Here is a 19310-nt window from a genome sequence, read left to right as displayed (position 1 = left end):
AATGCTCTTAATGCTATTCAACACAACTATTGTATGTTTTTATCTTGTCGCCCCACATCCGCCGAAACTTTGAACAGGCTTTTCGATGCTGCCAAAACAGCACCGTTGCTTGTATTTTGCACAAAACCTATTACTTCCCATCCCCGGGCCTCAACCCCGGCAGGCAAAGCAATAGTTGCGCTGCCATTGTTTTTGTTTAAAGGCATAGTTTGAAGGTTTCGTACAATTTGAGCGTGGGCCAAAGTGCGGCCGCCGTTTTCACCACGCTCAACTTTTACAACAGCTTGTTTTTGTACCAATGCCACTGATATCACATTAGGTGCGCTCCCGGTATTGCCTTCAACTTTGTATTGTACCGAAGCTGTATTATTCGCATTAAGAGTAACACCTAAGTTTAATTGAACACTGCCGCTCCCCTGCAAGCCGCTTTTAATAGTGCTGCGTAAACGCTCCTCCTGCGAACCTACAAACTCCGTTTTACCATTAACCACAATTTGCGGCGTGTAAACCTGCGACAGGTTTAACCAACGCGCATATTCATTTTGCCGTTTTGAATAATCGGCACTACTGAAAACGTCTTTCCAGCCAAGACGGTTCCAGTAATCAACATGGTAGGCTAAAATATAAACGGGCTTATCGCCAATCTCTTTTTGAACTTTGGCTACCAATTCGTCGGCAGGCGGGCAGCTTGAACAGCCTTCGGAAGTAAACAGTTCAACGAGGGCAAAACCTTTACCATCAAACTTTAAATTATCGTTTTGGCTGGTTTTAGCCCCGCTTTTGCAATTTATAAATGCAACAGAAACGATTACTGCACCTATAACAAACGGCACAAACGCAAGTATTCTGATCTTTCTCATTTCACTTAGATTAAATGATATACGTTTTTTACTGCTTTGTCGGGTTCATGGGGATAACCTTACAATAATTTTTAACTTTTTTTGACTGATATAAATATCGGCATAATAAGCTCAAATCAAGGCATGTAGCGTAACTTAGCAATCATCAGGAATGTCTTGGATTAAAATAAAATAAATTTGAACTTATTTTGTAAGGATTAAGCCCAGCGCCCGACTAAGCCTGTAATTTTATTAGCATTACCGCATTTCATGTTAACCGAAACTAATGTATTAAACCCACATAAATGGGTTGCCGCCTATGCCGATTACCTGTATATGTACGCCATTGTGCGCATCAACGATGAGGACACGGCCAAAGACCTGGTACAGGAAACTTTTTTGGCAGCCCTTGAAAAAGTGGACCGGTTTGAGGGCAAAAGCACCGAACGAACGTGGCTTACCGCTATCCTTAAAAATAAAATTATTGATGTATACCGCAAAAAGTCATCTGGTTTAGCTATAGCTTCGGCTAATAAAGCAGCTCAGGAGCAAGATGATTTTTTTGAGGAAGACAATGGGCACTGGAAAGCTGAATATGCTCCTCAGCCCATCGCGGCAATGGATGATCAGGACCCTTTGTTAAAAAAAGAATTGAACGGCATCCTGCAAAAATGCCTTCAAAAATTACCTGCCCTGTGGAACGCGGTATTTACCATGAAACACATAGACGATGCGGCTACCGAAAACATTTGTACCGAACTGCATGTTAGCCAGGCCAACTTCTGGGTTATCATTCACCGGGCAAAAGTTAACCTGAGGGCATGCCTTCAAAAAAACTGGAATTAAACTGAAATGAGCTATTTAAAAAAAATTATATATAACTGTAAACAAGCCACTTTTCTCATTGAAAAAAAGCAGCTTAAACGACTTACCTTCCGCGAGGAAATGGAACTGCGCATTCACCTGGCCGGTTGCGGCGTGTGTGTATTATACAATAAACAAAGCCGCGCTATCAATGATATGGTGCAGCAGCTATTTCATGATTCGCTAAAAAATGAGCTGAAACTTGATGATGCTTTTAAAGCAGATTTGCAGGCAAGGATTGAAGAGGGCTTGGCGTAATAAGATTTTATCACGAATGGATTTGCATTATGACTAAAATTTGAGCGAATTACACGAATCCATGTTTGACACGAATCTTTGCTTGGCGTAGATAATAGGATCGAATTATACGAATTGGCGTGGGTGATTAGATAGCCGGATCCTTTTTTAGAAAACAACTCGTTGATATTCAATTGAAGGTTTTCCGAAATTTATTACAAGGCCTAATTTGAGGCCAGAGGCTTTTAAGTAGTTAAGCGTTTGTTTGATATATGGGTCGCCGATGTAATTGCCTATTTTTACTTCGAGAATGATACCGTCATCAACTACAAAGTCAGCAACAAAGAAATGCTTGAGCTTTTGTTCTTTATATGTAATGGTAAATGGTCTTTCTCGTACAAATGGGATATTTAACCTGGCAAACTCAAACTCGAGGGCATCCTTATAAACTGCTTCTTTAAATCCGTGCCCCAATATGTTATGAACCTCAAAACATGCCCCGATAATTTTGTAAGATTCTTCCTTAAATAAGATTTCAACCACGGTTAACAGAATTGGTGACCAAAATATAGAATGATTTTAATTTCATCAATAATTTAATTAACTCTCGCGAGGAGTCGATAAAAAACAATTCGTGTAATTCAAAATAATTCTCTTCAGAGAGCAAGGATTCGTGTCAAACATGGATTCGTGTAATTCGATCTAATTGTAATCGACACGCAAAATATTCGTGTTAAAACTCCCTATCCTTCGTATCCATTATAATAGTTACCGGGCCATCATTTAACAGGCTGATCTTCATATCAGCACCAAAAATACCGGTTGCTATCTTTTTGCCTGTCAAGGTTTCAAGCGTTTGTACCATTTGCTCATACATCGGGATAGCCTTGTCAGGTTTAGCAGCCCTTAAAAACGACGGACGGTTTCCCTTTTTAGTTTGAGCAAATAAAGTAAACTGGGAAATCAGTAATATATTCCCGTCAATATCTGCAAGGGCTTTGTTCATGAGGCCGTTCTCATCTCCAAAAACACGCATGCCGACTATCTTATTGGCCAGCCATTGCAGGTCTTCGGTAGCGTCGGCATCTTCCACTCCTAATAAAACCAAAAAGCCGGCGGCTATTTCGCCGGTAATATTCCCGTCAACAGTACATCTTGCCTGGGTAACGCGTTGTAGTACAGCTCTCATATATTTTTACACCAATTCTTTATATCGGCCACAATTTAGGCGAATTTCACTAATCATCTGCCTTATATAAAGTAATTCGCATAATTCGATAAAATTCAAGTCATCATAAAGCATCAGTGTCAATTCGTTATCATTAGTACAATTAGTGTCAATTCCATTCGTGTAATTAGTGCGTAATTAATTAAGTTCGCAACCGCTATTATGTATATCTAATTAATAGGATTTAAAATGAGTACAAAAAAAGGCTTCACTACCACCATATTACATGCCGACCGGCTTGGTAAACCCGAGCATGGTTCGTTACATAAACCCATCCACACCTCTGTAACCTACGGGCACGAGGATGTGCAGGACCTGGTTGATATTTTCCAAAATAAAAAAAGTGGTTACGCTTATTCGCGCCAGGGTAACCCTACTGTTACCGCTCTGGAGCAAAAGGTAACTCAAATGGAACATGGGGTATCAAGTATCGCTTTCTCAACCGGTATGGCGGCAATTTCGGCAACGGTGATGGCCCTTATTAAAGGCACTGACCATATCGTAGCCAGCTCGTTCCTGTTTGGGAACAGCCGCAGTATTTTCCAAACCTTTATTGATATGGGTATCAGTATTGATTTTGTTGATGCTACCTCGGTTGATAATGTACGCGCGGCGGTAAAAGCAAATACCCGCATGGTGTTTGTTGAAACTATTGCCAACCCGGCTACTCAAATTGCCGACCTAAAAAACATTGGCGACCTGTGCGAGGAAAAAGGCATTATGTACGTGGTTGATAATACCATGACATCGCCATATTTGTTTAATCCAATTAATGTTAAAGCCAGCCTGGTGATCAACTCGCTTACCAAATATATTGGCGGCCATGGTAACGCACTGGGCGGCGCGGTTACCAATACAGGCTTGTTTGATTGGTCAAACTATCCAAACATTTTCCCCGGCTTTAAGGCAGTTGTAAAACCCGAGAACCTGGGCATGACCCAGATCCGTAAGAAAGGGTTACGTGACGCCGGCGGCACTTTATCACCCGAGGCCGCGCACACCATTTCTGTTGGTGCCGAAACCCTGGCCCTGCGCCTTGACCGTGCCTGCAGCAACGCTTTGGCACTGGCTAAATATTTCGATAATCACCCAAAAGTTAAAAAAGTATTTTATCCGGGCGTTGAATCGCACCCACAGCACGCATTGGCCGGCGAGTTATTTGCACGCTATGGCGGCTTGATGAGCATCGAGCTTGATGAAAGTATCGACTGCCTGGCATTTTTAAATAAACTGAAACTGGTTGTAAAATCAAGCAACCTTGGTGATACACGTACCCTGGCCATCCCGGTAGCGCAAACCATTTTCTTTGAGCTTGGTGCCGAGCGCCGCGCAGAAATGGGCATTCCTGAAAGTATGATCCGCCTGTCGGTAGGGATTGAAGACCTCGACGATTTACTCGAAGATTTCAAAACCGCCTTAGGCGAATAAATATTGGGCCTTGTGTTATTCACAAGGCCTTTTTTGTTGAATACCATTACCTGTTCACGACTATCGTCGCAGAACATAAAATAATTTTCATTGATCGATAGGGGTTTATATGCTGTTTGTTGTAATATAGACATATGAAAACCTATAAAACCTTGAAAACACTTCTTCGTGTGCTAACCCTTGCACTTATAACCGGCGGCATCCAGGCGCAAACCCGACCAGACTCTTTAACCATCAAATTACACCAGGCTTTTACGCATGAAAGCCTGCCTGGCATGTATGTGATCATGACCGATGGTAATAAAGTTAGTTACTCCCATAGTTTTGGCTATGCAGATGTGGCTAACCAAATCCCCTATTCGGCCAATACAATTCAAAACATTGGCTCGGTAAGCAAAACCTTTATTGCCGTAGCGTTGATGAAAGCTATCGAATTAAAGTATTTTACTTTAGAAACTGATATCAATGATGTTCTTCCTTTTAAGGTGACTAATCCTAACGATCCCAATGGAAAAATAACCATCAGGGAGTTAACCAACCATTCATCGGGGATTATTGACAACCCTGAAATATATCATTACTGCTATCATTTTTATCCTAAGCTGAGGACTTACGACAGTGTTTCGATAAAAACCCTGAACCAGATGGGTTTTGGTGATAAATTAAAGGATACAACTTTAGCCCAGTTCTTTTACAACTATTTATCGCCGCAAGGCCAATACTATAGTAAGGCCAATTTTGGTGAAGGCCCGGCAGGAGGCGTTTCCTCATACTCCAACATTGGCTCGGCACTGGCGGCTTATCTCATCGAGCTCAAATCAGGTCTTTCTTATGCGGAGTTTACCAAAAAATATATCCTGAAACCACTAAAAATGGATCATTCAGGCTGGCATGTTTCAGATATAGATTTAAAGAAACATGCCTATTTATATCTCGATCTAAAGAACCGGTTCCCGTTATATGACCTGGTTACTTACCCTGATGGTGGCCTCAAAACTTCGCCCGAAGATTTGAGCAAATATTTAATGGCCATCGCCAGGCATGACAAAAAACTGCTTACCGAGGCATCATACCAGGCTATGTTCACTCCGCAGTTCAGTAAGGAACATCCGCCTAAAAACATCAACTTAACCTACCGCAACAAAGGCATCTTCTGGAATTTATATACCAACGGCACCATCGGTCATGACGGTGATGACCCGGGTGTTGGTACTTATTTGTTCTTTAATTCCTCGACAGGCAAAGGAGGATTATTTTTGACTAATAAATATTTGCCGAATAAGCAGGCTATTGTTGATGTGCTGGTGAAGGAAGCAGCTGAGAAGTAAGGCTGATGGTGTTTGGGTGATAATACTGACCATAGGATAAATTCTATTTATCAGTTCTTAATGCCGATAAAACTTTTCGAAAATCTTTATTAATACTATTATTATTACCCTTTAGATTCAAAGGAGGATTAAAATGATTTATCAGTAACATTTCTATTTTTTCATAGTGAGGTGTTGGCAATGTGTACATTATCAAATTAGCCTTCATCCAAGCTGACAATTGCCGCTCATCCTCATCGTTGAATTTGGTTTTAGTCGAATTAGGGTCTTTATCTCTGGGGACTTTTTTAAATCCAAACATCACGCCTAAACTCTTTCTTAGAGTTGAACGACCTGCGTTATTGCCCATAAAATGTTGCTTATAATCTCTTGTTCTTAGACTGATGCTGGCGATTCCTGTGTAAACCACTTTAAGACCTTCGAAACATTTGTATATTGGAATACTGTAGCACTCTGGAAGGGTACAGTTCTCTTTTAGGCATAAAATATAAACTCCGCCTTTGTCTCTTAATGCTAAATGACTATCATATTGGGGGTTAAATAAATTATTTTTAAGTTGTCCCAAAATAAAATTTAAATCAATTATTGAGTCCTGTAGCAGTTTTTCTTCTTCATGTTTCGACACTTTTTCAATCGGAGAGACCGAACGAGTCAATAATTTTTTAAAGTCCCCCTCAACAACCTTTATTCTACCCGAAAAAATTAGAGAATTTAAATCCGCAACCTGGAGGTCAACTATACCCCAATCATCTTTACCGTAGAATCCGATATCTCTCATTTTTTGACGAATAGTCTTTTGACCTGATGACGGCGCCTCGTTACGAAGCTCAATAAGCCTTATTAACTCATTAATAGCGGCCGAAGTAAAAGTATCTTTACCTTTCATTTAAGATATCCATATATCCCTCAAAATACTAAATCTGTTGCAAAAAACGTAAAGCTTTATTAAAAAGACGGCTATCAAAATTGCATCTGATGTCTTCTAAGCCCTTGTATCATTACCATGATAAATGCTCAGATAGCTTTCGTAGCGCGATAGGGTTATCTCGCCCTCTTCCAAAGCTTCGAGCACGGCGCAGCCGGGTTCATTGATGTGGCGGCAATTGTTAAAACGGCATTGGTTCATCCGTTCGCGCATTTCGGGGAAGAAATGGCCAAGCTCCTGTTTTTCTATATCGATAACGCCCAGTTCACGGATGCCCGGAGTATCAATAATAAAACCGCCCTGCGGCAGCTCAAACATTTCGGCAAAGGTGGTGGTGTGCATGCCTTTATCGCTCCAGTCGGATACCATGTGCGTGCGCAGGTCCAGCTCGGGCAGCAACGCATTGATCAGGCTTGATTTACCAACACCTGAATGACCGGAAAACAGCGTAACTTTATCTTTCAACAGATCCTGTACATGGCTGATATTAGTACCTTCAATAGCCGAAACCTCAAAGCAAGGATAGCCGATGTCTTCGTAAATGGATTTATAATCGGCCAAAACTTCTAGGCCTTCATCGCTGAAAAGATCAAGTTTATTGAATACCAGCCTTGCGGGAATATCGTAAGCCTCGGCAGTTACCAAAAAGCGATCGATGAAACCCAGGGAAGTACGCGGTGAGGCCAGGGTAACTACCAAAATAGCCTGGTCAAGATTGGCAGCAATGATCTGCGCCTGTTTGCTCAGGTTAATAGCCTTGCGGATGATGTAGTTTTTGCGTTGATGCAGGTTGGTGATCACGCCATCTTCCCTGTCGGGCTCCATTTCAAAATCAACCACATCGCCAACGGCAATAGGGTTGGTTGTGGTAATACCTTTAATACGGAACTTTCCCTTGATGCGGCAATCTATCCTTTGCCCATCGGGAGTTTGTACCTGGTACCAGCTTCCGGTTGATTTTGTAATTAGTCCCTGCATATAATCAAGCTTCAAAAGTAGCAAATTAATTTTGACACTAATTTTTTCGAATTTGAGCGAATTACACGAAGTGCCATTCTACGTCATAATTTGTGTAATTCGGTTAATTGTGAATGGCATGCTGAGCATTCGTGGTAAAAATCTCTCCACGAATTTATTCGAATTAGCGAATTACACAAACTGCCTTTCCGAGCCGTAATTAGGGTCATTCGATCGAATCATACCCCTTGCTCAGCATTAGGTTGAAATAATTCGCGTAATTCGCATAAATTATTGACGCCCTGCAAGCATTCGTGCTAAATAATCAAAATATTTAACTGCATATAGGATCCGCAGTCGTTTCCCTGTACGCTTACAATAATCCGCAATGACAGATAAAACCTTTTACCTATCCCCCTCATTATCAAATCCATCAATCACCCCCTCAATCGCCTTACAATTATTACGAAAATCATAATTTGTTAAATAATCCTTGCAAATCAGAAAATAATCTACTTACTTTACAGACATTATATATGACAATTAACAACACCATTTCTACAATTATTATTACCACCGGTATAAACCTCGGAGGAAGATAATCGTATGGTGTAAAACATAAAATGAAAGCCAAAAGAAAAACCTTCCTCCGCAAAGAGGAAGGTTTTTTTGTTACAGAACGATTACTAACCCATAAATGAAAGTTTTAAAATTCGGAGGAACTTCCGTTGGATCTGTAAACAGCATCCAAACCCTGTTAAGCATCCTGAAGGATGAAGTAAAAAATGAAGAAAAGCCGGTGGTGGTATTGTCAGCCATGGGCGGTGTAACCAACCTGCTTTCGGCCATGGCCGAAGATGCAGCCAACGGTATTGATTTTACCGCCGGGCTTGCCGAACTGGAAAAGCGCCACTTTGATGCGGTAAAGGCTTTGCTCGACGTGCAGAACCAGAATCCCGCCCTCACCCGTTTAAAAATTCACTTCAACCAACTGGAAGAATTGCTGCAGGGTGTACTTACCCTCCGTGAGCTTACGCCTAAAACCCGCGACCAGGTGCTGGCTTTCGGCGAGCGCTGCTCAACACTGATGGTGAGCAAAATTGCAGCCCAGCATTTTGGCGATGTACTTTTTGTTGATGCTGCTGATGTAATTAAAACCGACGGCGCTTTCGGCAATGCTAAGGTAAACACCGAGCTTACCGAAAGGCTGGTACAAGGCCTGTATACCGAAAACAAAGGCAAAACATTGATCGTTACCGGTTTCATCGCCTCAAACGATGCAGGGCAGACAACAACATTAGGTCGCGGTGGGTCTGATTATACTGCAGCCATATTCGGCGCAGCGTTAAATGCTCAGGAGGTTCAAATCTGGACAGATGTTAACGGTATGATGACCGCTGATCCGCGCATGGTTAAAAAAGCGTTCTCTTTAACCGAGCTTACTTATACCGAAGCCATGGAGCTTTCCTACTTCGGCGCCAAAGTGATCTATCCGCCAACCATGATCCCGGCATTTCTAAAAAAGATCCCTATCGTGATCAAAAATACCTTTGAGCCTGAGTTTGAAGGGACGGTGATCCGGCATGATTGCAAGGCCTCTACCCTGCCCATCAAAGGGATCTCATCTATCAATAATATCAGCATCCTCAATTTGGAGGGTAGCGGCATGGTAGGCAAATCGGGCTTTAGCGGCCGCTTGTTCTCCTTGCTTGCCCGCGAGCAAATCAACGTAATCCTGATCACCCAATCGTCATCTGAGCACAGCATTACTTTTGCAGTTCAGCCGCAAGATACAGACAGGGCAAAACAGGTTATCGAACAGGAGTTTGAACTGGAGCTTGCCGCCAAAAAATTGGAACATCTGGTTATCGAAAAGAATCTGGCCATCCTGGCCATTGTTGGCGAAAACATGAAACAAACTCCGGGCATGTCGGGCAAGTTGTTCCATGCGCTGGGCCGTAACGGTGTTAACGTAAGGGCTATAGCACAAGGCTCATCAGAATATAACATCTCGGTGATCATCTCGGCGAACGATCTGTCAAAAGCCTTGAACGCCGTGCACGACGCCTTCTTTGTACAGTTGACCAAAACCCTGCATGCGTTTTGCCTGGGTACCGGCAACATCGGCAAAACATTGTTTAATCAATTGAACGCCCATAGCGAATACCTGAAAGATAACAACGGCATCCAGGTTAAAATAGCCGGTATCAGCAATACCCGCAAAATGACGTTCAATAGTGATGGCATCTCTTTAGATACCTGGCAAAATGACCTGCAATCGTCGCCTTATGAAGCCGATCTGCAATCGTTCATCAACCGGATGAAAGAAATGAACCTGCCAAACTGTGTGTTCATTGATAATACAGCCAGTCCCGTTCCTATCGGTTTTTACGAGGAGATCTTTAAAGCCAATATCTCGGTGATCACCTGTAATAAAATAGGTAACTCGGGCAGTTATAAGCAGTACCGCACGTTTAAAGATACCGCACGCGCTCATGGCGTTGATTTCTTCTACGAAACCAACGTTGGTGCCGGTTTGCCAATCATCAATACCCTTAAAAACCTGATGAACAGCGGCGACAGAGTGCAGCGTATCGAAGCAATACTTTCGGGCACTATATCGTTCATCTTTAATAACTTTAAAGGCGATGCCAATTTCCACGATGTGGTAAAAGAAGCACAGGACAAAGGCTATACCGAACCAGACCCGCGTGACGACCTGAGCGGTAAAGATTTTATGCGCAAAATGCTCATCCTTGCCCGCGATGCAGGTTACGCAATGGAAGAAGCCGATGTTGAAATTGAAAGCGTACTGCCAAAAGCAAGCCTTGAAGCTAAAACTGTTGAGGATTTTTATGCAACATTAAAAACCGAAGACGCGCATTTTGCCAAACTTAAAGATGCAGCCGAAAAAGACGGCAAAGTATTGCGTTACATTGGCAAGTTAGAGGAAGGTAAAGTAACTATAACCCTGCAAATGGTTGATGAAAACCATCCGTTTTACATGCTGTCGGGCAGTGATAATATCATATCCTTTACTACCGACAGGTACCGCGAACGCCCGCTGGTTGTAAAAGGCCCCGGCGCAGGTGCCGAAGTAACCGCCGCCGGCGTATTTGCTGATTTAATAAATGTGGGCGCTAATTAAGCGCCCCCTAACCCCCTAAAGGGGGAACTATAGTTTGATATTTTTAATATGGAAAATAATTTAGAAGAAGTTAAAGCCGCCCCAGAAGCAGCTCCCCCTTTAGGGGGCGGGGGGGGCGACAGTATCCACGTTTTTGCCCCGGCTACAGTTGCCAATGTGGTTTGCGGCTTCGATGTGCTGGGCTTTGCAGTTGATGAACCCGGCGATGAGGTGATCATGCGCTTGACCGGTAAACCGGGCATCACCCTCAGCAAGATTACCGGTGATGACGGCAGGCTGCCGCTTGATCCGGCTAAGAATACCGTGAGCGTTAGTGTTCAGCATTATTTACAAAGTATTGGCCGTACCGATATTGGTTTAGATATCGAGCTGCATAAAAAAATGCCTATTGGCAGTGGTTTAGGTTCAAGCTCGGCCAGTACAGTTGCCGGTTTGTTTGCTATTAAAACATTATTAGGCGATGATTCCGACCCTATAAAACTGCTTCCGTTTGCCATGAAAGGCGAGGAAATGGCTTGCGGCCATGGTCATGCGGACAACGTTGCTCCTGCCCTGTTTGGTGGTTTTGTGCTCATCCGCAGTTATGAGCCCCTTGATGTGGTAAGGTTGCCGCATCCTAAAAACCTGTGGTGTGCCATCGTGTTCCCTGATGTTGATGTACCTACAAGAGAGGCCCGCCAAATAATCCGTAAAAACATCCAGATGAAGGATGCCGTTACCCAGTGGGGCAATATTGCCGGCTTAGTAAGCGGTTTATTTATGCAGGATATCGACCTGATTGGCCGCAGTATGAAAGATGTGCTCGTTGAGCCAGTACGCTCTATGCTGATCCCAGACTTTTATAAAATGCGTGAAATGGCTATGGAACTTGGTGCGGTAAGCTTTGGCATCTCAGGATCAGGCCCGTCTGTTTTTGCTTTTACCAAAGACGAAGCCACCGCACGAGCCATCACCCAAAAGCTGCAACAGCACTTAACCGATTTAAAAATCGGATCCAATAGCTACGTATCAACTATAAATGACGCCGGACCGAAGGTTTTGGGGTAGTCTTAAATCCTTCGCAATACAAACCACTATGTCATTGCGAGGTACGAAGCAATTGCACGGAAGTAAATCCGCTCTGTATAGCATGCGATTGCTTCGTACCTCGCAATGACATCGATTAGATGAGCTCCAATAAACTTAAAAAATCCGAAATCGAAAATCCGAATTCCGAAATCAAAAATGAAACTCTACAGTACCAATAATACCCTATCTGAAGTATCTTTCAAAGATGCTGTTTTCAACAGTATGCCGCAGGATAAAGGCCTATACATGCCTTACAGCATCCCCCGTTTGGATGACGACTTTATCAACAACCTTGATAAATACTCCTTACCCGAAATTGCTTTTAAAGTAGCCCAAAACCTGCTTGGCGATTCTATCCCCGAAGCTGATCTGAAAGCGCTGATCGATGATGCTATCAGCTTCCCTGCTCCTATTGTAAAGCTGGAAGACAATGTATATGTCCTCGAGCTTTTCCACGGCCCATCACTGGCATTTAAAGATTTTGGCGCTCGTTTTATGAGCCGCGTAATGAGCTATTTCCTTGAGCCCGGCGAAAAACAGCTTGACGTATTGGTTGCTACCAGTGGCGATACCGGCGGTGCGGTGGCTCTTGGCTTTTTAGGTGTCCCCAATACCCGTGTTACCATCCTTTATCCTAAAGGCAAGGTAAGCGGCGTTCAGGAGCAGCAACTAACTACCAATGGTCAAAACATCCGTGCCCTTGAGGTTGACGGTACTTTTGATGATTGCCAGGCCCTGGTGAAACAGGCATTTGTTGATGATGAGCTAAACGAAAAATTCCGCCTTACATCCGCCAATTCCATCAATATTGCACGTTTGGTTCCGCAAACTTTTTATTACTTCAATGCATATGCACAGCTATTAAGGCAAGGCATTAAAAAAGTAGTTTTCTCCGTGCCAAGCGGCAACTTCGGTAATATAGGCGCAGGTTTGTTAGCCTGGAAAATGGGCTTACCTGTCGAAAAATTTATTGCGGCTACCAATGTCAATGATACCGTGCCTGAGTTTCTAAAAACCGGCGTTTATCAACCCAAACCATCGGTAGCAACTTTATCTAACGCAATGGACGTAGGCAACCCAAGTAACTGGGTACGCATTGCCGACCTGTTTAAAAACGACACCGAAGCGCTTAAAGAATTGATTGTTGGCTTTAAGTACGATGACGAGGAAACTGTAAAAGCCATCAACTGGGTATTTGATAACTATAATTATGTGGTTTGCCCACACACTGCTATCGCATGGCAGGCTTTAACCGATTATAAGCAGGACCATGCCGCTGTTGACACCGCCGGTGTATTCCTTTCAACCGCACATCCTTGTAAGTTCCCGGATGTTTTCAGCGATGAGGTTGCTGCCAAAATTGAAGTGCCCGAGCAGGTAAAAGAGCTGGAATCAAAAACCAAACTGGCGGTAGCCATCAGTAAAGATTTTGCTGATTTTAAAGGCTATCTTTTAGGGGTTAATTAATTTCAGTATTTTTAGCTGCTGGAAAACCAACAACTATCCGTTATTGCAGAAAGCTGGGTAGGCCTGTCAGTCTGAGCCTGTCGAAGACTCGTGCGGAGAGGCCTGCCCACCATACTTCGACAGGCTCAGCATGACACCCTTTTTTGGTCGTGGGAAAGCTACGCAATAACAGGCAGTTGAAATATGGCCAACTTCAATACCGAAACATAAAATGCTTAGCAAAACCTTGATATTTATCTGCCTCCTGGCAGTTTGCCTAACCGCCTGCAGCCGTAAACAAAAGTTCGACCGTGATAAATGGGATGATGGAGATGGCCTTACGTTCGCTTATCGCCCGGGTATGGTTAATGACCTGATTGAAAGTAAACAGCTTAATAATCTTAAATATCAACAGGTGATCCATTTGCTCCACCGTCCTCAATTAAGCAGTAAAGACAGCATGGTATACGACCTTGACAGAGAATACAGCAGGGGCAAATTAATTTATACCCAAACGCTTGTTGTTTTTTTGAAAGATTCGGTAGTTACAAAGGCCGAGGTTCATGAAACCCACGCAAATAAAAAATGATCAACACCATAATATTCGATTTGGGAGCCGTTTTAATTGACTGGAACCCGCATTATATGTACCGCACCCTGTTTACTGATGAACAGGAAATGATAGATTTTTTGGCCAATATCTGCACTTCCGACTGGAATGAGGAACAGGATGCCGGCCGATCTTTACAGGATGGTACAGATTTGCTGGTGGCTCAATTTCCGGAGCACGAAGCTAATATCCGCGCTTTTTATTCCCGCTGGATAGAAATGCTTGGCGAGCCTTTTCACGATACGGTAGAGATCTTCAAACAATTAAAAGAAAGCGGTAAATACAAAATCTACGCATTAACCAACTGGTCGGCCGAAACTTTTCCGATGGCGCAGGAGCGTTTTGATTTTTTAAACTGGTTTGATGGCATTGTGGTATCCGGCACCGAAAAAATGCGAAAACCAACGCCTGCCTTTTATCAAACCCTGCTTGATCGTTACCATGTAAATGCAGGTGAGGCTTTATTTATTGACGATAATTACCGTAATATTTTAGCGGCAGAAAAGATGGGCATCAAATGCATCCACTTTACATCGGCCGAAGCTTTAGAGATAAAGCTGAAGGAGTTAGAGGTGTTGTAAAATCTTGCAAACCGGCCGCGAGAACATCTGTGATGAAGTACTTAACACGGGCTTACATTTCTAACGAAAGCTCCGGTAATGGCGTTACAAACGGGCGCAAGTTTATGAACAATACATATTTATTTCTGCGGGGCAACTATCCATGCTACAATTACCACAGCCAGTATCCCGGCAATAATCAAATAACTTAACGGGTGGGCAAAATTCACTGTCCAGCCATGTACTTAATTCTTTTGGGCACAATGATCCGGCTATCATCTTTATTGTAATAAAATACGCCGTATTTATAATTATTACTATCCTCTGTAGGTTCCATTCGGTATTTATCCAAATAACTCGCTGCTCAAATACCTGTCGCCCCGGTCACAGCAAATAAAAACGATTAGCCCCTCTTCCAGCTCCTGCGCAAGTCTTACAGCCGCAGATAGTGCGCCGCCGCTGCTCATGCCTGCAAATACGCCTTCTACTTTGGCCATCTGACGCGCCATCTGGGTAGCTTCTTCCTGTGAGATATCCATCACCCTGTCAACGCGTTTAGCATCAAAGATCTTGGGCAGGTATTCCTCCGGCCACCTGCGGATTCCCGGGATAGACGAGCCTTCAACCGGTTGGCAACCTACTATCTGTACGTTGGCGTTTTGCTCTTTCAAATATCTTGAACAGCCCATGATGGTGCCGGTAGTACCCATCGCACTTACAAAATGGGTGATCTTGCCTTCGGTATCCCGCCAAATTTCGGGGCCTGTTGTTTTTACGTGGGCCATGTAATTATCCGGGTTGGCAAACTGGTTCAACAGAAAATACTCACCGGTAGCGGCCTTTTCTTCAGCATAATCGCGGCAAAGCTCTATCCCTTCAAGCAACGTAACTTTAGCGCCAAAGGCCTCCATGGTAAGCGTACGCTCGCGGGTGGAGTTGGATGGCATCACCAGCTCTATCTCCAGATCAAACAACCTTGCAATCATAGCCAATGCTATCCCTGTATTGCCGCTGGTAGCTTCAATCAACTTTGTGCCGGGCTTAATATCGCCGCGCTCGATAGCACTCCTGATCATGTTGAGCGACGCACGGTCTTTTACGCTGCCGCCCGGATTATTGCCTTCCAGCTTGGCGAAGATCCGCACTTTTGGATTTGGGTTCAGCTTTTTAATTTCTACCATAGGCGTGTTGCCTATCAGGTCTATCAATGAAGCCATTATATATTTTTTATGGTAAATGTTCTATTTCTTGTGGCCGAACAATTTAATGCTCAATCTTTTCAGTACCCTGTGGTTAGGTGTGTGGTATACCCTCGAATTTGGTGGCAAACTCTTGGTGAGCCAAACGTTTCCTCCTACCACACTGTTATGCCCGATGATGGTTTCGCCGCCTAAAATGGTGGCCCCCGAGTAAATCACCACATTGTCCTCCACCGTTGGGTGCCGCTTGGTATTGGCCATACTTTTATCCACACTTAAAGCACCTAAAGTAACGCCCTGGTACAGCTTTACATGCTTACCTATTTTACAGCTTTCGCCAATAACAATACCGGTACCATGATCTATATAGAAATACTCGTCTATTTGGGCGGCAGGATGAATATCTATCCCTGTTTTAGAATGCGCATATTCTGTAAGGATCCTTGGCAACAGAGGAATATCATCGATATAAAGGCTGTGCGCCACCCTGTAAAGCGAAATGGCATAAAAGCCCGGATAAGTACGGATCACTTCAAATTCGCTGCGAGCGGCCGGATCGCCGTTAAAAATAGCCTGGATATCGGTATTCAGAATGCGGAATAGCTCGGGAAGGCCCTCAAAAAACTTTTTGGCCAGCTTTGAGGTATCACAGTTACTGCAGGCTTTGGTGGCATGCATAATGTCACAAAGTTCATTCTCAAGCCTTAAAAACTCATCCTTCAGCTCCTCAACTGAAGCATACTGTTGCCCGGTTTGTTCGGGGTACAGCAAATGGATCACTTTTAGTGCCCAGGCAGTAATCTCCCTGTTTGAAGGCACAGCCTCCAGCTTTTGCTGTTTAGCAAAAATATGTTGATAAAAATCCTGACTCATGTTTTATGGTGGGGCTGTTTTGGGAAAACAACCAATAACAGTACAAGTTTATATAAAAGATTGTTGTTAATATGTAAAATGAGCTGGATAATTGATATTTGAGTGAATTTAACCTACGCAAAACCATGAAAGAGCAGATAATTGAAACGGTAATAAGGCTGTTTGCCGGAGCTGACGAGCGCGACTGGGGCAAAGTTAAAAATACATTTGCCGAAAATGTCGAGCTTGACTATAGTTCGATGACCGGCAATCCGGCAAGTGTTGTACCATCCGAAGGTATTATTACGGCGTGGCGCGGCTTTTTGCCCGGCTTCGACAAAACCCATCACCAACTGGCCGATTTTTATGTCATGCAAAACGGATCGGCAGCGCTTGTTCATTATTATGGCAAAGCCGATCATTTTATTGGTGACGACCTATGGATTGTTGAAGGCACTTATGATACCGAGCTTATTGAAACTCATGGCAAATGGGTCATCACCAAACATAAGCTTAACCTAATTAAGCAGGATGGTAATATGGACTTACCGGTACAGGCAACCGCCCGGGTATCTGAACGGGGTTAATAAAAGACCTTGAAGATTTACGAAGTCTTGAAAACTTCGTAAATCTGGGATTATGTAACTCATTACAAATCTGCCCCTGCCCTTTTTCTCCGGCTTAGTCCCGCCTGTAAGATTACGGATATGATGATGATCAACAGGCCTCCATAAAAGGATAAATTGAGCTGCCGGGATTCATTGAATAAAATCATTGCCAGTAAAATACTGTAAACAGGCTCCAGGTTAAAGGTTAGGTTAACCGTAAAGGCAGACATTTTCCTCAAAACCTCGGCCACCATAACATAAAGGCCAACCGTGCAAAAAAGCGATAAAAGCAGCAAATAAATGATATCCAATGTGCCTGGTATTATCATTTTTGAAGGGAAGAAATAAAGATATAGCGGCGAGGCCAGTATTAGCGCGGCAGATCCAACCAGCATCTGATACAAGTTCATAACGGTTGAATCATACTTTTTAACCAGACGCTCGTTCAATATGGTATAAAGTGATGCCAGGAAAGATGATATTACACCGAGTATGATCCCCGTTCTGAATGAGGTATCAAAATGAAATATCAAACCGATACCGGCAAGGGTAAGCATGCTTAGCAGCAGTTCAGTAATATTGAAAGGTTTTTTGTTGATAAGCGGAGACAGAAATGCAGTAAAAAAACTGGTGAGGCAATAGCAAACTACGCCTACAGAAACGTTGGAATATTTGATGCTGGCATAAAAGAACACCCAGTGAAAGGCAATTAGTAATCCAGCCTTACCCATTTCCGTTATGTTATTCCATGAGTACTTAAATTGTGGCTTTTTGATCCATACCATAATCATCAGGAATAAAAAAGAGAACAGGGTACGGTAACAGGTAAGCAGGTATTCATTTAAAGAAATAAGTTTACCAAACACCCCGGTAAAGCCGGCAAGTATTACGGCTATGTGCAATAGAACAAATGTCTTTTTCATTTTTTGCTAAATTAAGAATAGGTTGGGCAAAGCATAACAATACCTGCAATTGCCCGCATTGAATAAATTGTTTTGAAAATAGTGTTGAAAAAATTCAGACCCGATAGAATAATCGATGATCTGTTAGCAAAAAAGAGCTGGTGGTGAATCATTGAAAAATGGCTCCGACGCAAGGATATTGCGAGTAAGGGATTTTGATGTCCCAACTGTGCCATATTTAATGTTTGCTGTTATCATTTGTTGACGAGCCAAAAATATGGAAAAGTTTTGTTTTAACTAAAGATTTGTGATTGTCTTGTCACTTTGGCTATTACCATAAAATTGAAGGCCATTTTGTTCACAGAGATAACTTCTACCGAAGATAACTTAAGCAGAGACCGGTGCGTCCCCACAAGCCGAACGGCCGGGGCACACAACCTATGTGTATGAGCCGGGACACTTATATAATAAATATTTACAGGCGAGCTGCCTATATTTAGATGGATATAACTATGTATCATTTCTTTTTAAATTTATCGGTGATATAGCAACACAAAAGCCTTACGCTCCGTATCATTGCGTATTGATAAAAGCAGCAATGTTAAATTGATACAAATTATAGAATGCCGCTAAAAAGCCCTTTTTTTAAACTTTTAATATTAACGCTGTTTCTATTCCCGGGCCGGGTATATGCCGACATTCCATATCAGTTAGTTTACCTGAAAAATTATAGCGCCCCTGATGGCCTGCCCAGTTCAAGGGTTAACTATTTAATGCAGGACAGCAGGGGTTTTATCTGGCTGGCCACCGATAAAGGCGTGAGCAGGTTTGACGGCCAGCATTTTAAAAACTTCACATCGGCCGATGGGCTGGAAAACAACGAGTGTTTCCGGATTGCCGAGGATAATTATCACCGGATTTTTTTTTACTGTAATAACTACCGGGTTTGTTACTATGAAAACGGACTTATACATAAACTTAATTCATCTCAAAAAGTAATCGTTTTACCTTTTGCCAATTTCTTTTTTAACCGTTATAATGAGCTCTGTGTAAATTACAGGCTTAGTACCAAAGTTTACCATTTTGAGGAATTGAAATCGGAAAGACATGC

General features: G+C 43.0%; 19 protein-coding genes. 11 read left to right on the top strand and 8 right to left on the bottom strand.

What is annotated here, in order from left to right; all coding sequences use genetic code 11:
• Window positions 1-26: 26 nt before the first annotated feature.
• Window positions 27-860, bottom strand: coding sequence for a DUF1223 domain-containing protein (locus tag BLP33_RS22665; RefSeq protein WP_090533448.1), 834 nt, complete (start codon window positions 858-860; stop codon window positions 27-29).
• A 249-nt stretch (window positions 861-1109) separates the two neighbouring features.
• Between BLP33_RS22665 and BLP33_RS22660 the strand changes: the two genes are divergently transcribed.
• Together BLP33_RS22660 and BLP33_RS22655 are read left to right on the top strand one after the other, a co-directional pair.
• Window positions 1110-1685: a sigma-70 family RNA polymerase sigma factor gene (locus BLP33_RS22660; protein ID WP_090533446.1), complete on the top strand. Its 576-nt coding sequence runs from the start codon at window positions 1110-1112 to the stop codon at window positions 1683-1685.
• A gap of 6 nt (window positions 1686-1691) precedes the next feature.
• Window positions 1692-1961, top strand: coding sequence for a hypothetical protein (locus tag BLP33_RS22655; protein WP_090533444.1), 270 nt, complete (start codon window positions 1692-1694; stop codon window positions 1959-1961).
• A gap of 147 nt (window positions 1962-2108) precedes the next feature.
• Here the strand turns inward: BLP33_RS22655 and BLP33_RS22650 are convergent, their stop codons facing one another.
• Together BLP33_RS22650 and dtd are read right to left on the bottom strand one after the other, a co-directional pair.
• Window positions 2109-2483: a GxxExxY protein gene (locus BLP33_RS22650; RefSeq protein ID WP_090533442.1), complete on the bottom strand. Its 375-nt coding sequence runs from the start codon at window positions 2481-2483 to the stop codon at window positions 2109-2111.
• A gap of 190 nt (window positions 2484-2673) precedes the next feature.
• Window positions 2674-3129, bottom strand: a complete 456-nt coding sequence (gene dtd, locus BLP33_RS22645; RefSeq protein WP_090533441.1) for a D-aminoacyl-tRNA deacylase — start codon at window positions 3127-3129, stop codon at window positions 2674-2676.
• A 228-nt stretch (window positions 3130-3357) separates the two neighbouring features.
• Here dtd and BLP33_RS22640 point away from each other — a divergent pair, with 228 nt between their 5' ends.
• Both BLP33_RS22640 and BLP33_RS22635 read left to right on the top strand, forming a co-directional pair.
• Window positions 3358-4596, top strand: a complete 1239-nt coding sequence (locus BLP33_RS22640) for a cystathionine gamma-synthase family protein (RefSeq protein WP_090533440.1) — start codon at window positions 3358-3360, stop codon at window positions 4594-4596.
• A 134-nt stretch (window positions 4597-4730) separates the two neighbouring features.
• Complete coding sequence (locus tag BLP33_RS22635) at window positions 4731-5924, top strand: serine hydrolase domain-containing protein (RefSeq protein WP_090533437.1); 1194 nt, start codon at window positions 4731-4733, stop codon at window positions 5922-5924.
• A gap of 43 nt (window positions 5925-5967) precedes the next feature.
• On the opposite strand, the gene BLP33_RS27570 is transcribed toward BLP33_RS22635, so the two are convergent.
• The gene (locus tag BLP33_RS27570; RefSeq protein ID WP_175490092.1) at window positions 5968-6810 is read right to left on the bottom strand and encodes a GIY-YIG nuclease family protein; all 843 of its coding nucleotides are present in this window, start codon (window positions 6808-6810) and stop codon (window positions 5968-5970) included.
• A 96-nt stretch (window positions 6811-6906) separates the two neighbouring features.
• Window positions 6907-7827: a ribosome small subunit-dependent GTPase A gene (gene rsgA / locus BLP33_RS22625; protein ID WP_090533435.1), complete on the bottom strand. Its 921-nt coding sequence runs from the start codon at window positions 7825-7827 to the stop codon at window positions 6907-6909.
• A 676-nt stretch (window positions 7828-8503) separates the two neighbouring features.
• On the opposite strand from rsgA, the gene thrA reads away from it, so the two are divergent.
• The 5 genes from thrA (at window position 8504) to BLP33_RS22600 (ending at window position 14659) form a co-directional block, all read left to right on the top strand.
• Entirely contained in the window at window positions 8504-10954 is a 2451-nt protein-coding gene (gene thrA, locus BLP33_RS22620; RefSeq protein WP_090533433.1) for a bifunctional aspartate kinase/homoserine dehydrogenase I, read from the top strand.
• 48 nt (window positions 10955-11002) lie between these two features.
• Window positions 11003-12001 (top strand): homoserine kinase, encoded by a 999-nt coding sequence (locus BLP33_RS22615; RefSeq protein ID WP_090533431.1) that lies wholly within the window; start codon window positions 11003-11005, stop codon window positions 11999-12001.
• Between the two features lie 177 nt (window positions 12002-12178).
• Window positions 12179-13489: a threonine synthase gene (thrC, locus tag BLP33_RS22610; protein WP_090533430.1), complete on the top strand. Its 1311-nt coding sequence runs from the start codon at window positions 12179-12181 to the stop codon at window positions 13487-13489.
• A gap of 211 nt (window positions 13490-13700) precedes the next feature.
• On the top strand, window positions 13701-14057 hold the full coding sequence (locus BLP33_RS22605) for a hypothetical protein (protein WP_090533428.1): 357 nt from the start codon (window positions 13701-13703) through the stop codon (window positions 14055-14057).
• Window positions 14054-14659: an HAD family hydrolase gene (locus BLP33_RS22600; RefSeq protein WP_090533426.1), complete on the top strand. Its 606-nt coding sequence runs from the start codon at window positions 14054-14056 to the stop codon at window positions 14657-14659. The genes BLP33_RS22605 and BLP33_RS22600 overlap by 4 nt, the downstream gene beginning before the upstream one ends.
• A 323-nt stretch (window positions 14660-14982) precedes the next feature.
• On the opposite strand, the gene cysM is transcribed toward BLP33_RS22600, so the two are convergent.
• Both cysM and epsC read right to left on the bottom strand, forming a co-directional pair.
• Window positions 14983-15855 carry a cysteine synthase CysM gene (gene cysM / locus BLP33_RS22595; protein WP_090533424.1) on the bottom strand — a complete coding sequence of 291 codons (873 nt, stop codon included), beginning with the start codon at window positions 15853-15855 and terminating at the stop codon, window positions 14983-14985.
• Between the two features lie 24 nt (window positions 15856-15879).
• Window positions 15880-16710: a serine O-acetyltransferase EpsC gene (gene epsC / locus BLP33_RS22590; protein WP_090533421.1), complete on the bottom strand. Its 831-nt coding sequence runs from the start codon at window positions 16708-16710 to the stop codon at window positions 15880-15882.
• Window positions 16711-16835: 125 nt separating this feature from the next.
• Here epsC and BLP33_RS22585 point away from each other — a divergent pair, with 125 nt between their 5' ends.
• Window positions 16836-17276 carry a nuclear transport factor 2 family protein gene (locus BLP33_RS22585; RefSeq protein WP_090533419.1) on the top strand — a complete coding sequence of 147 codons (441 nt, stop codon included), beginning with the start codon at window positions 16836-16838 and terminating at the stop codon, window positions 17274-17276.
• A gap of 62 nt (window positions 17277-17338) precedes the next feature.
• Here the strand turns inward: BLP33_RS22585 and BLP33_RS22580 are convergent, their stop codons facing one another.
• Window positions 17339-18220, bottom strand: a complete 882-nt coding sequence (locus BLP33_RS22580; RefSeq protein WP_090533416.1) for a DMT family transporter — start codon at window positions 18218-18220, stop codon at window positions 17339-17341.
• Between the two features lie 602 nt (window positions 18221-18822).
• On the opposite strand from BLP33_RS22580, the gene BLP33_RS22575 reads away from it, so the two are divergent.
• Window positions 18823-19310 (top strand): two-component regulator propeller domain-containing protein (locus BLP33_RS22575; RefSeq protein WP_305777675.1); only part of this gene is annotated, 488 nt, incomplete at its 3' end.

The organism is Mucilaginibacter sp. NFR10, assembly GCF_900100445.1.
Classification (GTDB): Bacteria; Bacteroidota; Bacteroidia; order Sphingobacteriales; family Sphingobacteriaceae; genus Mucilaginibacter; species Mucilaginibacter rubeus.
This window is presented reverse-complemented; position numbering and strand designations above follow the sequence as displayed.